At 42.1% G+C, this 15,124-nt stretch carries 14 protein-coding genes; 11 read left to right on the top strand and 3 right to left on the bottom strand.

Features of this window, described 5'->3' with window-relative positions; translation table 11 throughout:
- Nucleotides 1–97: 97 nt before the first annotated feature.
- From BMX56_RS16975 to msrB, 3 genes are all read left to right on the top strand, one after another.
- Nucleotides 98–3,316: a PD40 domain-containing protein gene (locus tag BMX56_RS16975; RefSeq protein ID WP_090650601.1), complete on the top strand. Its 3,219-nt coding sequence runs from the start codon at nt 98–100 to the stop codon at nt 3,314–3,316.
- Between the two features lie 113 nt (nt 3,317–3,429).
- Nucleotides 3,430–4,017 carry a fasciclin domain-containing protein gene (locus tag BMX56_RS16970; RefSeq protein ID WP_090650598.1) on the top strand — a complete coding sequence of 196 codons (588 nt, stop codon included), beginning with the start codon at nt 3,430–3,432 and terminating at the stop codon, nt 4,015–4,017.
- A gap of 133 nt (nt 4,018–4,150) precedes the next feature.
- Entirely contained in the window at nt 4,151–4,624 is a 474-nt protein-coding gene (gene msrB, locus BMX56_RS16965; RefSeq protein ID WP_090651061.1) for a peptide-methionine (R)-S-oxide reductase MsrB, read from the top strand.
- On the opposite strand, the gene BMX56_RS16960 is transcribed toward msrB, so the two are convergent.
- Nucleotides 4,614–4,970 carry a GIY-YIG nuclease family protein gene (locus BMX56_RS16960; protein WP_090650595.1) on the bottom strand — a complete coding sequence of 119 codons (357 nt, stop codon included), beginning with the start codon at nt 4,968–4,970 and terminating at the stop codon, nt 4,614–4,616. The two genes, msrB and BMX56_RS16960, sit on opposite strands and share 11 nt — an antisense overlap.
- A gap of 86 nt (nt 4,971–5,056) precedes the next feature.
- Between BMX56_RS16960 and BMX56_RS16955 the strand changes: the two genes are divergently transcribed.
- The 6 genes from BMX56_RS16955 to BMX56_RS16930 all read left to right on the top strand — a co-directional run bounded on the left by BMX56_RS16955 (nt 5,057) and on the right by BMX56_RS16930 (nt 9,690).
- On the top strand, nt 5,057–5,833 hold the full coding sequence (locus tag BMX56_RS16955; protein ID WP_090651060.1) for an XRE family transcriptional regulator: 777 nt from the start codon (nt 5,057–5,059) through the stop codon (nt 5,831–5,833).
- A 74-nt stretch (nt 5,834–5,907) separates the two neighbouring features.
- The gene (locus BMX56_RS16950; RefSeq protein ID WP_090650592.1) at nt 5,908–6,282 is read left to right on the top strand and encodes a Spy/CpxP family protein refolding chaperone; all 375 of its coding nucleotides are present in this window, start codon (nt 5,908–5,910) and stop codon (nt 6,280–6,282) included.
- A gap of 107 nt (nt 6,283–6,389) precedes the next feature.
- Entirely contained in the window at nt 6,390–7,520 is a 1,131-nt protein-coding gene (locus tag BMX56_RS16945) for an aminotransferase class I/II-fold pyridoxal phosphate-dependent enzyme (RefSeq protein WP_090650589.1), read from the top strand.
- Nucleotides 7,510–8,127, top strand: coding sequence for a dethiobiotin synthase (bioD, locus tag BMX56_RS16940; protein ID WP_090650587.1), 618 nt, complete (start codon nt 7,510–7,512; stop codon nt 8,125–8,127). Before BMX56_RS16945 ends, bioD begins: the two co-directional genes overlap by 11 nt.
- Before the next feature lie 318 nt (nt 8,128–8,445).
- Nucleotides 8,446–9,351 (top strand): 3-hydroxyacyl-CoA dehydrogenase family protein, encoded by a 906-nt coding sequence (locus BMX56_RS16935; RefSeq protein WP_090650584.1) that lies wholly within the window; start codon nt 8,446–8,448, stop codon nt 9,349–9,351.
- A 48-nt stretch (nt 9,352–9,399) separates the two neighbouring features.
- Nucleotides 9,400–9,690 (top strand): YXWGXW repeat-containing protein, encoded by a 291-nt coding sequence (locus tag BMX56_RS16930; RefSeq protein ID WP_090650581.1) that lies wholly within the window; start codon nt 9,400–9,402, stop codon nt 9,688–9,690.
- Between the two features lie 112 nt (nt 9,691–9,802).
- Here the strand turns inward: BMX56_RS16930 and argS are convergent, their stop codons facing one another.
- Together argS and BMX56_RS16920 are read right to left on the bottom strand one after the other, a co-directional pair.
- The gene (argS, locus tag BMX56_RS16925; RefSeq protein WP_090650579.1) at nt 9,803–11,731 is read right to left on the bottom strand and encodes an arginine--tRNA ligase; all 1,929 of its coding nucleotides are present in this window, start codon (nt 11,729–11,731) and stop codon (nt 9,803–9,805) included.
- Between the two features lie 62 nt (nt 11,732–11,793).
- A complete protein-coding gene (locus tag BMX56_RS16920; protein WP_090650575.1) occupies nt 11,794–12,423 on the bottom strand; it encodes a hypothetical protein in 630 nt (209 codons plus the stop codon).
- A gap of 122 nt (nt 12,424–12,545) precedes the next feature.
- Here BMX56_RS16920 and BMX56_RS16915 point away from each other — a divergent pair, with 122 nt between their 5' ends.
- Together BMX56_RS16915 and ctlX are read left to right on the top strand one after the other, a co-directional pair.
- Nucleotides 12,546–13,988, top strand: coding sequence for an arginine deiminase family protein (locus tag BMX56_RS16915; RefSeq protein ID WP_090650573.1), 1,443 nt, complete (start codon nt 12,546–12,548; stop codon nt 13,986–13,988).
- A 105-nt stretch (nt 13,989–14,093) separates the two neighbouring features.
- On the top strand, nt 14,094–15,017 hold the full coding sequence (gene ctlX, locus BMX56_RS16910; RefSeq protein ID WP_255369861.1) for a citrulline utilization hydrolase CtlX: 924 nt from the start codon (nt 14,094–14,096) through the stop codon (nt 15,015–15,017).
- Nucleotides 15,018–15,124: the final 107 nt, after the last annotated feature.

Here is a 15,124-nt window from a genome sequence, read left to right as displayed (position 1 = left end):
GATTAAAAGTTCATATACAAGTTTTAAATATCAATCGGCAGGCCCTGCAGCCTGCCGATTATTCATTAAATTAGCCGTATTCTATTTAGTTTGAATTATGAATAAAACCTACTCATTGTTAAACAACGCTAAAAAGTTCAGCTTTATATTGGTATGCCTTATCTGCTCGCTGCTCATCAGCAACAGTGCCAGGGCGCAATATTTCGGTCAAAATAAAGTACGGTATAAAAACCTCAAGTTTAAAGTTTATAAAACCCCACATTTCGAAATCTACTATTACATCAAAAACGATAGCATGATTAAACGCTTTGCCCAGGAAAGCGAATTGTGGTACACCCTGCACCAACAGGTTTTTAAGGACACATTCAAAACAGCCAACCCAATCATTTTATATGCCAATCACCCCGATTTTCAGCAAACTACCGCAATTGATGGCGAAATTGGTGTAGGCACAGGCGGTATTACCGAAGGTTTAAAAAACCGAGTAGTAATGCCGGTGATGGAAACAAACCAAATGACGCGCCACGTAATAGGGCACGAATTGGTGCACGCTTTTCAATACCATGCACTGTTAGGTGGCAATCAAAATGAGAATTTCGAGAACATCAATAACATTCCACTGTGGATGATAGAAGGTATGGCCGAGTATCTTTCCTTAGGTAAAAAAGATGCCTACACCGCGATGTGGATGCGCGATGCTTATCTGAACCACGACATCCCTACGGTTCGCGATCTGACGGAGAGTAACAAATATTTCCCGTACCGCTACGGAGAAGCCTTTTGGTCGTTTTTAGGGTCAACTTACGGAGATACCGTAATTGTACCCTTCTTCAAAAATACCGCCCGCTATGGCCTTGCTTATGGGATCAGGCGAACTTTTGGATATGATGATAAAACGCTATCCCGCCTTTGGAAAAACTCAATAGAAAGCACCTACAAGCCATTTTTAAAGGACACTGTACAAAAGCCTGTTGGTTTAAAACTGGTAGATAAAGACAACGGCGGCGACCTTGTGGTAGCCCCGGCGGTAAGCCCCGATGGTAAATACCTGGCCTTTCTATCTGCCAAAAGTTTGTTTAGTATTGACCTTTACCTGGCCGATGCCCGAACGGGTAAAATTTTACGAAAGCTCACAAGCAAGGTATCAAATACCCACATAGATGAGTTTAACTTTATCGAGTCGGCCGGCGCCTGGTCGCCGGACAGCAAGCGGTTCGCGTTCAGTGTGTTCAGCAAGGGGCGTAACCGCATGGAAGTAGTTGATATCAACAACGGACGAGTTCTTGATGATGTATCGATGGAGCAGGCAGAGCAGTTTAGTAACTTATCCTGGTCGCCCGATGGTAAGGACATTGTTTTTACCGGGCTTGTTGAGGGCCAAAGCGATTTGTATTCCTATAATTTCGACACAAAAAAAGTTACTCAGCTTACCAACGATAAATACACCGATTACCAGCCAACCTATTCCCGAGACGGCAAAAAAGTTCTGTTTTCAAGTGATCGCTCCACTTACGACCAATCATTAGAACAGGCCATCACCTTTAACCTGGCCGAACTTGACCTGGCCACCGGCAAAGTGACCGATATAAAAATATTTAACGGGGCCAACAATTTAAATCCGCAATACTCAGCCGATGGTTCGCAAATCTACTTCCTGTCCAACAGGGATGGTTTCCGCAACATGTACCGCTACACCATCAGCACGGGCCAGGTTGAACAAATGACCGATCTGTTTACCGGCATCTGTGGTATTACCGAATTTTCGCCTGCGTTAAGTATCTCTGCTAATGATGATGTGGTATATTCCTATTACCGGGCGCAAAAATACGCCTTGTACAACGCCAAAGCATCGGCGTTTAAGTCCATTGCATTACAACCGCAGGCAGTAGATTTTAGCGCCGCTATGCTGCCCCCTCCTCGTGCAGTTGGCGTCGATCTGATCAATTCGAACCTGAACAACTTCCTGGCTTACCGGAAAATCCCGGCAGATTCTGTAAAAGAAATCCCCTATCGCCCTAAATTTAAGCTTGATTACCTGGCAGGCAGCGGTGTTGGCATTGGGGTAAGCAGCTTTTACGGCACCAGTCTGTCAAGTGGTATCCAGGGTGTGTTCAGCGATATATTGGGCCGCAACCAAATATTCGCTGCAGCATCCGTCAACGGGCAAATTTACGATTCCGGCGCTGCCGTAACATACGTAAACCAAACCGGCAGGTGGAATTTGGGTACAGGAATATCACATATTCCCTACCTTTTTGGTTTACAAACCGAAACTTTCCCAACACAAAATGTAGGCGGCAAAAATGTAAAAGTATTATCGCAGAATACGGATATCATCCGCAATTTTGAAGATGCCGCCAGGGTATTTACCTCCTATCCTATCAATAAAACAAACCGTTTTGAAGTAAGCGCCGGTGCCTCTTATAACTCTTATCGTGTTGACCGGTATAGCGATACCTATAAAATTGATACATTAACCGACGCCAATAACAATACCACGTTAAACTACACCTATCTCAACTCGGATAAAAAGAAAATTGCCAATGCTGAAGAAAGCGCCCTGCTTAATTATAATTTAAAATCATATGCGCTTTTCCAACTGTCGACAGCCCTGGTTGGCGATAACTCCTTTTTTGGGGTAACCGCTCCTTTGAATGGTTTCAGGTACCGATTAGAAGCCGGTTACAATTTTGGCACCTACAAATTCTTCTCTCCAACTATTGATCTTCGTAAATACGTACGTGTTGAGCCGGTTACATTTGCAGCCCGCTTTTATGGCTACGGCCGCTTTGGCGATTCAAACGGCATTTATCCCCTATTTATAGGTTATCCCTTTTACATCAGGGGCTATGAAGGGCAAACCTTTTACAATAACAACAGCAAGGCGTCAAACGGCTTTAATATCGACCAGCTATCAGGCAGTAGGATGGCGATATTTAACTTTGAAACCCGCCTGCCATTTACGGGGCCCGAAAAATTGGCCCAAATCAAATCTAAATTCCTGTTTACCGATCTGAACCTGTTTTTTGATGCAGGCCTGGCCTGGAATGCCGGCGAACATATCTATTTCCAGAAAAACCCTCCGGTTTTAAGCCGGACAGCTGTTGTGGATGAAAATGGTGCACCACAAGTTGATAGCAACGGCAATCCTGTATTTAATACAACATATGGCCGTGTACCCGCTTTAAGCGCCGGCATTTCATTAAGGGTAAACGTTTTTGGGGCTTTTGTGCTGGAACCGTACCTGGCAATTCCTTTTAACCGCACCGATGTAAAGAAACCTGTGTTTGGATTGGGCTTTACACCAGGTTGGTAATACCCGTCTCCTTTTTTAATATATTTAAGCGGCCGTGCGCCGCTTTTTTTATTTAAAACTTAAATTAGCAAAAACAGTTAACTGTTTGATTGTTATACCTGTAACCAACCACTATGAAAAATTTGATAATGCTTGCTGCCTTACTTTTATTAGGTACTATGTTATTTGCGCAAACAAAGGCGGTAAATCCTAAAGCAATTGGCCCGCTAAAAGTTGCAGCGGGCGATAGCATGCGATCCGCTAACGACATTATTAAAAACTTAGCTATATCCAAAGACCTATCGGTATTTTACAATTTTATTAAAACCGCAAACCTTGCATTAACTTTCCAAAGCCGTGGACCTATTACCATATTTGTTCCTGTGAATGGTGCCTTTCAGAATTTACCTGCAGGAAGGCTCGATTCGTTGATGAAACCATCACATATTTGGGAACTTACCAGTATTTTGAGTTACCACGCCATAGCCGGCTGGTTTAAAGCAAAAGATATTGAAAAACAGATTAATAAGAATAAAGGTGCAGCTACATTTACTACCCTTGCGGGCAATAAACTTAAAGCAAAGATTGATGCAAACCGCAATATTGTTTTGATTGATGAAAATGGAGGAGAATGCATTATTAGCCGTTTTGATATTGAGCAAAATAACGGGATGCTACATGTGGTAAACAAGGTACTGCTACCTAAGGCAAAAGTTATATAAATTGTACTATGAGATGACAAACCGCCTAAACTGCAATTTCGTATTTTAACTATAATTGGTTGTAAGGATAAATCCGATTTTACGACTAACAGGGCAAAATCATAGTTCAAAAAAAAACGAAATGAATAAAGTAATGAGAAAATCAATTTTTGCTATAGCTATAATAAGCGTTATAACAGCTTTTGGCTGCCAAAACAGCAACGGCCAGGCAAAACACAAGCTAAGTAAACCAGCGGCGGAGTGGAAAAAAACACTTACGCCCAACCAATACTACATTATGGTTGAAAGCGGAACCGAACCTCCTTTTAAAAACGAATACTGGAACAACCACGAAAAGGGTGTTTATGTAAGCGCTGCCACAGGCGAAGTATTATTCAGTTCTGAGGATAAATTTGATAGCGGTACAGGGTGGCCAAGCTTCGTAAAAGCTGTCGACCCCAAAAAAGTTGCTATTGTTACTGATAACAGCTACGGCATGAGCCGCGACGAAGTTATCGAAAAAAGCACTGGGCTACACCTTGGTCACGTTTTTGACGACGGCCCTGCCGACCGCGGCGGCAAACGTTTTTGCATGAATTCGGGTGCTTTAAAATTTATTAAAAAGTAATAGCACGCCTGTTGGCGTTTACCGACGGGCGCAATTGCGGCCTGGTACGTATCCCGCTTTCATATTTTAAGCCAATGGTCAGATCTACCCAATCAGGGTTAACCGGTCTGATCATTTTTTCTTTTTGGGGCCTTGTATAGGTGCTTACTGTTTTAAAGCGTTCCATCGCCTGCTCTTCGGTATTAATCTCTTCAAAATACACTAAACGGTTAAGCTGCTGTGCGCTATCAAAAAATAAGGTTGGCATATCGCTGTAAAACTGCAGCGTTTTTACCAGGTCTGAACATAAGCCTACATGAAGGTTTTTCCTGTTTCTGTCGGTGATGATATATACAAAACGTTTCATTTTTTGATAAAAATTTTGGTGAATGAATAAATATTACTAACTTTATGAGCATAAAATTACTAATAAATTTAGCAAATGCAAATTTTATGTCAATAATTTCACAAAATATTAAGTTCCTTCGCAAAAAGAAGGGAATTACCCAACAGCAGTTCGCTGATGAAGTAGGTATAAAACGCTCATTGGTAGGTGCTTATGAAGAAGAGCGTGCCGAGCCGAAATATGAATTACTAAAACAATTAGCAATCTACTTTGACATTAGCATTGATGATTTTATTAATGAAACCATTAACGAAAAGTGGGCGCCAAAACCAAAAGGTAACCCTGCAAACCTGCGCGTGCTAAGTATTTCTGTTGATAAAGAGGATAACGAAAACATTGAAATGGTGCCCCTTAAGGCCAGCGCCGGTTATTTAAATGGGTACGCCGATCCGGAATATGTAGCCAAGCTCCCTAAGTTTTACTTACCTATGTTTAAGCAGGGAACTTATCGCGCTTTTGAAATAAAAGGAGATTCGATGCTGCCGATAGTATCAGGTGATATCATCATTGCTGAGTACCTTGAAAACTGGGCCGATGTAAAACCTGGCGAAACTTACGTGGTAATATCAAAAGACGATGGCGTTGTATATAAAAGGATAGGTAACAAATTCAAAGACAATAAAAAGCTAAAGCTGATATCTGATAATCCGGTATATGAGCCGTATGAAATAAATGGCGAAGACGTGCTGGAAATATGGAAGGCAAAAGGCTATATATCAACACAGTTACCACAGCCAACACCCGAGCCAACTATGGAAAGCCTTACCAATATGATGGCCCAGATGCAGCGTTCGATATCCAACTTACAGCAAAGCAACAATTAAGTTACATCGGCTTTCTTAAACCTTTACGTTATATCTTTATCTTAAGATTAAAACGTAAATAAATTAAAAGAGCTATGAAAAAATTTCTGTTGATGTGCTGTTTCCTGATGGGGATTGCAGCAGTAAGCCATGCACAAGGTGGCGGTATGAGAAAGAGCCCCGAAGACAGGGCTAAAGATTTGCAGACACAGTTAAAATTAACTGATGATCAAACCGCTAAAGTTACAGCCATTTATAAAGAACAGGCTACAAAAATGGACAGCGTAAGAACTGCCGCCAATGGCGACAGGGATGCAATGCGCAGCGCTATGATGCCGATGAGAAAAGCAACTAACGATAAAGTGAAAGCTATTTTAACTCCGGAACAAGCAACTGCTTTTGACAAGTTGCAAAAGGACATGATGGATAGGATGAGACAAGGTGGCGGCGGAGGAGGCTCCCAAAACTAATTCAATATAATACGACAAAAGAAGCGGCGATGAGCCGCTTTTTTTATTTTTGCACGGTAGAGCAAAAAGCTCAGCATTAGAAATACTCTATTAAAACATCCCATAAATTGACATCAGCCAGCGAACACCTGAAAAAAAAACTTGATGAGCGAAAGGAAGCCGGTATTTACCGCAGCCTGAAGCCAGAGAACAGCCTTGTCGATTTTTGTTCAAACGATTACCTGGGTTTCGCCCGGTCGCCGGTATTAAAAGAACGTATTAAAGCCGAATTGGATAACAATCCATTGAGTCTAAACGGATCAACCGGCTCAAGGCTGCTTTCAGGAAACTCACAGTATGCCGAAGACCTCGAATTGGAAATTGCCGGGTTTCATGGATTTGAAGCCGGCTTATTATTTAATTCCGGTTACGATGCCAACCTGGGCCTGCTCTCGTGCCTGGCGCAACGTGGTGACACCATTATTCTTGATGAATTAATACATGCCTCTGCCATCGACGGTGCGCGGCTAAGTAACGCCAACCGGTATAACTTCAAACACAATAGCATTGATAGCCTGGAAGCCAAATTAAAGGCATCTAAAGGCAATTGCTATGTGGTTGTAGAAAGTATATACTCCATGGACGGCGATTCGGCCCCAATAAAAGATATCGTTGATATAACAGAAAAGTACGGTGCGCATTTAATTGTTGATGAAGCACATGCAGTTGGCTTGTATAAAAAGGGCTTAACAAACCAACTTGGCCTCCAAAATCGGATATTCGCCACGGTTGTCACTTTCGGTAAGGCACTTGGCAGTCACGGGGCGATTGTGCTGGGCAGCAAGGTGCTTAAGGAATACCTCATCAACTTTGCCCGGCCATTTATTTATAGCACGGCACCCTCCTTTCATCATTTAGCATCGATAAAAATGGCTTATCAGCTATTAAATAATGTTGAAAAGGAAATTATCGACCTAAAAAACAACATCGCATATTTTAAAAACCATACCAACGTCAATAGTGATTACCCTTTATTGAAAAGCGATAGCGCTATCCAATGTATTATTTTAAAAAACAATGACAAAGCCCGCCTGATAGCAAACACCTTACAGTCAGCCGGTTTAGATGTACGGCCCATTTTAAGCCCAACGGTAGCCGCCGGGACAGAACGTATAAGAATATGCCTGCATAGTTTTAATACCTTAAATGAATTAGCTTTGCTGTGTAATACAGTAAACAATTTTATTAATGCCCGCTAAACAACCCATTTTTATTACCGGCATCGGCACCGGTATTGGCAAAACCATAATATCGGCAATTGTGGCCGAAAAATTAAAGGCAGATTATTGGAAACCTATCCAATCCGGTGATTTGGATAATAGCGATACTCAAAAAGTACAAGGCCTGGTTTCCAATCCCGGCACAAAATTTCATCCCGAAGCGTATCGCTTAACACAGCCATTTTCTCCCCATAAATCAGCCGCAATTGATAAGGTTACTATCGAAATGGAAAATATTGTGTTACCTAAAACAGATAACCAGCTGGTGATTGAAGGCGCAGGTGGCCTGATGGTGCCGTTGAATGACAATTTTTTAATGATCGACCTGATTAAACAGCTTAACTCAAAAGTGATCCTGGTATCGCAGCATTACCTGGGGAGCATTAACCATACCCTGTTATCCATACACGCGCTTAAAAAATACAACATCGAGGTTATGGGTATAATATTTAATGGCGCCAAGGATATTTATTCGAAAAGCTACATTCTAAATTATTCCAATCTACCGGAATTGGGCACCATACCCACATTCGAGAATCTAACCAGGAAAGCAATTACAGATGCCGGCGCGCTTATTAGCTTATAATAGGCTCAGGGCAAACTCGCCTAAATAGACTAATGGAATGAACTTATGGCGTCGGGAAGCTAAAAACATCAAACGATACCTTGTTTTTATTGGCCAACAACAGGCACAAGTATTTGGATGCGCCTAAATTGCGCGCTCAGTTTAGTGTTAACCATGATAAAATATAAAATACTGTATATCAAATATTTATAGATATTTCCTCTGAAATGTGTTAAGTTATGTTAACCCCATTAGATGCGTTGACCTGATAATAGGCTGACCAGGTTTTGCAAAACCAATAATTTGAATCAATTTAGTAATTGTATAAACTGATAAATGATGAAAAACATAACCGTTATTGGATCCGGAACTATGGGTAATGGCATAGCCCACACCTTTGCGCAATATGGTTTTGAAGTAGCGCTGGTTGACATCAATGCCGATGCCCTGGCAAAAGCCGTACAAACGATTACCAATAATCTTGACAGGCAGCTAAAAAAAGGCAGTTTAGATGAGCAGGGTAAGACAAATACATTAAGCCGGATCAAAACGTATACCGATTTGAAAGAAGGGGCTACATCAGCCGACCTGGTTATTGAAGCCGCTACCGAAAACCGGGAAATTAAACTCAATTTATTTAAGCAACTAAGTGAAATCTGTTCGGACAACGTTATTCTCGCCTCTAACACATCATCTATATCAATAACCGAAATTGCAGCTGCTACCAAAAATCCAGGTAATGTAATTGGTATGCACTTTATGAACCCGGTACCGGTAATGAAATTGGTAGAGGTAATCAGGGGTTATTCTACATCAGATTCGGTTACAAAAACCATTATGCAACTGGCCCAAACGCTGGATAAAGACCCTGTTGAAGTAAACGATTACCCAGGTTTTGTTGCCAACCGCATATTAATGCCGATGATTAACGAAGCTATTTATACACTATACGAAGGTGTGGCCGGAGTACAGGAAATTGATACTGTGATGAAATTGGGCATGGCCCACCCCATGGGCCCGCTGCAATTGGCCGACTTTATTGGGTTGGATGTTTGCCTGGCCATTTTAAAAGTACTGTACGATGGCTTCGGCAATCAAAAATATGCACCTTGCCCCCTGCTGGTAAACATGGTTACAGCTGGCCACCGCGGCATAAAAACCGGGAGTGGATTTTATAAATATATTGCAGGCAGCAAAGATTTGGTAGTAGCAAGCAAGTTCACCAAATCCTCATTAAACCAATAATCCCTGAAACTGTCAAACATCTGTAAGTAACTACTAAACATTTTACAGATGAAAACAATTGCGAAAACCGGATTAGTATTAGCCTTATCAGCATCACTATTTACATCTTGCGCAGCCGACTATTACGTAGCCGAACGACCGGCCGAACCTGTATATGTACGACCGGCTGCACCCTATCCGGGCGCCTATTGGGTACCTGGCGAATGGGCCTGGCGTGGCGGCAGCTATGTTTATGTAAACGGGTACTATGCAAGGCCGCGTGCTAACCGTGTTTATGTACAAGGCTACTGGCACCCTGTTCGCCATGGCTATGCATGGCATAGGGGCCATTGGAGGTAAGCGAAGCCCCCTAACCCCCTAAAGGAGGAACAATAGTTTAAAAGCAAAACGCATAGTCAACCAAATAACTATGCGTTTTGCTTTTAAGTTCTCTCTCCAGAGGCTGGGGCCTCTACATTCTCTCCGGTACATCTATTCCTAACAAAGCCATTCCTTTGTTAATTACTTTGGCCGACGAAGCAGATAGTTCCAATCTAAATTGCTTCAGCACTTCGTTTTCTGCCTGGAGTATTGATTTTTCGTGGTAAAACTTATTGTATGTTTTGGCCAGTTCATATACATAATTGGCAATTATAGCAGGACTGTAGCTATTGGCTGCATCCTTGATCACCGTTGGGAATTGGGTTAATAGTACAATCAGGTCGCGTTCTACCGCATCTAAGGCTGTTGTTTCAATTGTGCTGCTAACCTGGTATTCTGCACGGCTTAATACCGACCTGATACGGGCATGAGTGTACTGAATAAAAGGCCCTGTATGGCCCTGAAAATCTACCGATTCATTCGGATCGAACAACAAACGTTTTTTAGGATCAACCTTAAGCAGGAAATATTTTAAGGCCCCCATACCTATGGTGTGATACAATTGTTGTTTGTATTCGTCACTAAAGCTATCTACCTTGCCCATGGCATCGGTTTGTTCTTTTGCTGTAGCATCCATTTCGGCCATTAGGTCATCGGCATCAACTACCGTACCCTCGCGAGATTTCATTTTACCAGATGGTAAATCGACCATACCATACGACAGGTGGAACAGCCCATCGGCACCGGCCTTGCCCAATTTATTCAGTATCAGGAAAAGTACTTTAAAGTGATAATCCTGTTCGTTACCTACCACATAAATGGATTTATCCATGTGGAAGTCGTTATATTTCAATTGAGCCGTACCTAAATCCTGGGTAATGTAAACCGATGTTCCGTCTCCGCGTAAAACCAGTTTTTCATCCAGCCCGTCGGTAGTCAGGTCTATCCAAACCGAACCATCCGGCTTTTTAAAGAAAACACCTTTTTCCAGGCCCTCGTCAATAATATCTTTGCCTAACAAATAGGTGTTCGATTCGTAGTAATATTTATCAAAATCAACGCCCAGTTGCTTATAAGTTTCGGCAAAGCCTGCATAAACCCAACCATTCATGGTTTTCCAGAGGTCAAGAACTTCAGCGTCCCCGGCTTCCCATTTCTGGAGCATCTGCTGGGTTTCAACCATCAACGAGGTAACATTTTTTGCTATCTCTTTGATCTTATCTTCCTCGGTGCCAATTTTATCGGTTAACTCAGCAATAAGTTTGGTTTCGTCTTCGGGTGTAGCGTATTTTTTTGATTTTAGTTTATCGATACTAATCAGCAGTGCCTGTATTTTCTCTTTTTGGTTATCATTAAATGGCGTTAGATCGTTTTCCTCGTAAACGCGTTCCAGGATCGGCACTAATTGTTTTCTTAGTTCCTTATCAAACAACACATAATATTTACCCACCAAATGATCGCCTTTCAGGCCGGATGACTCAGGTGTTTCGCCATTGCCAAACATTTGCCATGCCAGCATAGATTTACAGATGTGGATACCACGATCGTTCACCAGGTTTGCCTTCACAACATCATAGCCTGCAGCTGCCAGAATTTGCGCCACCGAAAAGCCTAAAAGGTTATTACGGATATGGCCCAGGTGCAACGGCTTATTGGTATTTGGCGATGAATATTCAACCATTACCTTTTGCCCGTTAGGCCTGGCAACAGCAAAGTCATCTGGTAATATCTGGTTATATAGCTGGCCAATCCAATATTCGTCGCTTAACGAAATATTTAAAAACCCTTTAACCACGTTAAATGTGGCAACTTCTTTTAACTCATTTTTAAGGTATTCACCAATTTCGGCACCGGTTTGCTCGGGGCCTTTTCGGGAAAATTTGGTGAACGGAAAAGTGACTATGGTAACCTGTCCCTCAAATTCTTTACGGGTTTCCTGTAAGCTTATAGCGGCCGGGGCTACATCTGTTTGGTACAAATGTTTAATGGCTTTAACGGCCGCTTCAATAATAAAATCCATGCGGCAAAATTAATTAAATTGGGGATATGGGCTGTAATAAATTTGAGCCGATTAGGAAAGGTTTATAAAGCAGCGAGCTTTTTCTTTTTCCATTTAACAAAAGCGGATAAATCCTTAAGCTCAATTAATCCGAAATCTTCGGGCTTACCCGGCGGCATTCCTTTAATTTCAATATAATCTATGTCTAAAGCAAATGCCTTTTCGCCTAAGGCAGTATCGAGTATTTTATAAACAGCGGCCTGTAACCACTTGCTATTAGCAACCAATTCGTAATTGGGCAGGCAAATCCTTAAACCTATTGATTTTGGCTCCTTGCTATTATTGAGCGGCAGAAACCACATTTCAAGTGGCTTCAGCTCAACATCTTCAAAAATGCGGGTATATTCCAAATCGCGCGGCGGCATAAAAGCCGTAAATAACCATCCTTCTATTTCGGGCGCATCGTCAATTAACTCTTCTACTTTGCTAAAATAATCAACATTCCCTTCAGCGGTCACTACAAACTCCTGCTCTTCGCCGTATAATCCGCCAATATCAAAAAACAGCTGATCGCAATATTGATGTAAAGCGTATAATATTGCATCAAGCAACTCTTCCTTTTCATCATCAGCAATACCAGGTCTGTTTAAGTCAGCTAATTGTTTGCCTTGCTCCTTAAACCAATTCCAGAATCTTGCTATTTCTTGTGACATAGTTTTATACCCAAACTTATTAAATATTTCCGTTCAACTTAGGAAGCATGGTCACAATTTTCTTTTGACTAATCATTTTCTCATTTATTTTCTGATAGATTTGTGTTTGATCATTCCGATTTATGACAGTTAAAAACTCCGATTTTAAAATAGATGTAACCTCCGAAATTGGTACCCTGCGTACCCTGCTCATTCACAGCCCCGATAGTGGCCTCGGCAAAGTTGTACCTTCAAAAGCACAGGATTGGCTATTTGAAGATATTGTGCACCTGGATACCATGCGCCGTAACGAGTATGATTATTATGTGAAACTGCTGCTTTATTTTTTAGATCCGGATAAAATAAAAGGCAAACTGCAACAGATAGAAAGCGATTACCAACGTGAGTTTTTTAAACCCGACCATACCAATTTCCACGCATCAAACAACGTTATTGAGATACAAACCCTGCTGGCCGATATTTTACAACAGCCGGATATCCGTAAAAAACTGGTGGCTTCTGTTTGTGCAATTGAGAGCTGCAATTACCGGTTACAGCAACAGTTGATAGATACAGATCCTATAGAATTGGCAAAAATTTTCATTTCGGGTTCGTTGAATGACGACGAAATGATCTTCGCCCCAATTCCAAATCTCATTTTTTCGCGCGATTTGGGTATAGCCATAAACAACCACATGCTGCTGAACAAACCGGCTAAAAAAGCCCGCTTCCGCGAGACTTTGCTAATGCGGTATATATTTTTTAACCACCCACTGTTTGCATCTTATCAAAATAATATATTAGAGATTCCCGAAACAGCCCAGCATTTTTTGCGCCCCGGCGAGGATAACCAGGAAAAAACCACTTTAGAAGGCGGCGACGTAATGATGGTGAGCCCGCAGCACCTGTTGATTGGTTGCAGCGAGCGTACCTCTATCAGCGGCGCCAACGAAGCTATTAAACTGTTGTTTGATAACGATGTTGTAAAAAAGGTAACCATTGTAAAAATACCGCACAAACGCGACTATATGCACATTGATACGGTATTTACCCAGGTAAAACGTAATACCTGGGTGCTGCTGCGCTCATTGGCCATAGCCGAGGCGCCGCCGGAAGAGCAGGAGCCGATGTCATGGTTTGCCGATAAAAAGTCAAAAGACAAGACCGAGATTGTACAGTTCAGGAAAGACAAGAAACCAAAAGTATTCAATTGCCTTGAAGACCTGTTATCCAGCATCAGCGAAAAAGACCTGCAAAGCGACGACAAAACCAGGTTCATCTATTCGGGCAATAACATATTTCCATTTGACTCGCGCGAACAGTGGACAGATTCATGCAACTTACTGGCCTTGAAAGAGGGCGTAGTTTTAGGCTACGACCGTAACGATAAAACCGTGGAAGCTTTTAAACAAAGCGGGTTTGAAGTTATAAAGGTTAATGAGTTGCTACGAAAGTTTGAATCGGGCGAACTTGACTCAAAAACTATTACCGACACATTAATTTTAATGCCATCGGCTGAACTTTCCCGTGCCCGCGGCGGTTTTCATTGTATGAGTATGCCGCTTTTGAGAGATAAAGTTTTGTAGTCATTGGTCACTGGTCATTAGTCATTGGACTTTAATAGTTTTAAAATGGCAATGTCTGGTAAACAACGACGGACAAGCAAACTAATGACTAATGACCATTGACCAATGACTAACACCCAATCTACATCAAACATATTAATGATAAGGCCGGTAAGTTTCGGCTTTAATGAGCAAACTGCCGAAAGTAATGCTTTTCAAAACCGGGATGCCGACCAGCAGGCCGTTCAGGATAAGGCCCTTGCCGAATTTGATCATTTTGTAAAAACCTTGGAGCACGCCGGTGTTCATGTAACCGTGGTAAACGACACGTCGCAGCCCCATACCCCGGATTCAATTTTCCCCAATAATTGGGTATCATTTCATGATGATGGCACAATTTTTCTGTACCCCATGCAGGCCGAAAACCGAAGGTTGGAGCGCCGGGAGGATATTATAACCGGCCTGGAAGATAAATTTAAAGTGGGGCACGTTATTGACCTGAGCCGCTTTGAGGCCGATGACCGCTTTTTGGAAGGTACCGGCAGCATGGTGCTGGATAGGGAAAACAAAATTGCATATGCATGCTTGTCACCACGTACTGATAAACAGGTGTTAGATCTATTTTGCGAGCAGGCCGGCTACAAAGCCATCAGCTTTGACGCGGCAGATAAGCATGGTAAAGCTATCTACCATACCAATGTATTAATGTGCGTGAGCAGCAAATTCGCGGTTATTTGTGCCGATAGTATCCCAAATCCACATGAACGTATCGTGGTTTTAGAAACCCTCAAATCAACCCAAAAGGAAGTTATCACCATTAGCTTTGAGCAAATGAACCACTTTGCAGGCAACATGCTGGAGGTAAAAAACAATAAAGGCGAGACCTTAATTGTAATGTCGAAAAACGCTTACAGAGTTTTGATTGATGTACAACGATCCAGCCTGGAAAAGTATGGAAAAATAATTTACGCTGATATAAATACCATTGAAACCAATGGTGGCGGAAGCGCAAGATGTATGATGGCCGAGGTGCATTTGCCGGTTCAATAATAATTATTGCATCATTTAACAATACTCAACGGCACCACCATATTAAAGCATCGCTGCCCGCTCGCCCTCTTCAAGAGCGGAATAGCACATAGATTGCTGCTTTTTCC

It is taken from the genome of Mucilaginibacter sp. OK283 (genome assembly GCF_900110415.1).
GTDB lineage: Bacteria > Bacteroidota > Bacteroidia > Sphingobacteriales > Sphingobacteriaceae > Mucilaginibacter.
The sequence above is the reverse complement of the archived record's forward strand: the minus strand, read 5'-3'. Positions and strand labels throughout refer to the sequence as shown.

Coding starts and splice junctions, on each gene's coding strand:
- BMX56_RS16975 (WP_090650601.1), top strand. CDS start 98: ATGAATAAAACCTACTCATTGTTAAACAACGCTAAAAAGTTCAGCTTT.
- BMX56_RS16970 (WP_090650598.1), top strand. CDS start 3,430: ATGAAAAATTTGATAATGCTTGCTGCCTTACTTTTATTAGGTACTATG.
- msrB (WP_090651061.1), top strand. CDS start 4,151: ATGAGAAAATCAATTTTTGCTATAGCTATAATAAGCGTTATAACAGCT.
- BMX56_RS16960 (WP_090650595.1), bottom strand. CDS start 4,970: ATGAAACGTTTTGTATATATCATCACCGACAGAAACAGGAAAAACCTT.
- BMX56_RS16955 (WP_090651060.1), top strand. CDS start 5,057: ATGTCAATAATTTCACAAAATATTAAGTTCCTTCGCAAAAAGAAGGGA.
- BMX56_RS16950 (WP_090650592.1), top strand. CDS start 5,908: ATGAAAAAATTTCTGTTGATGTGCTGTTTCCTGATGGGGATTGCAGCA.
- bioD (WP_090650587.1), top strand. CDS start 7,510: ATGCCCGCTAAACAACCCATTTTTATTACCGGCATCGGCACCGGTATT.
- BMX56_RS16935 (WP_090650584.1), top strand. CDS start 8,446: ATGAAAAACATAACCGTTATTGGATCCGGAACTATGGGTAATGGCATA.
- BMX56_RS16930 (WP_090650581.1), top strand. CDS start 9,400: ATGAAAACAATTGCGAAAACCGGATTAGTATTAGCCTTATCAGCATCA.
- argS (WP_090650579.1), bottom strand. CDS start 11,731: ATGGATTTTATTATTGAAGCGGCCGTTAAAGCCATTAAACATTTGTAC.
- BMX56_RS16920 (WP_090650575.1), bottom strand. CDS start 12,423: ATGTCACAAGAAATAGCAAGATTCTGGAATTGGTTTAAGGAGCAAGGC.
- BMX56_RS16915 (WP_090650573.1), top strand. CDS start 12,546: ATGACAGTTAAAAACTCCGATTTTAAAATAGATGTAACCTCCGAAATT.
- ctlX (WP_255369861.1), top strand. CDS start 14,094: ATGACTAACACCCAATCTACATCAAACATATTAATGATAAGGCCGGTA.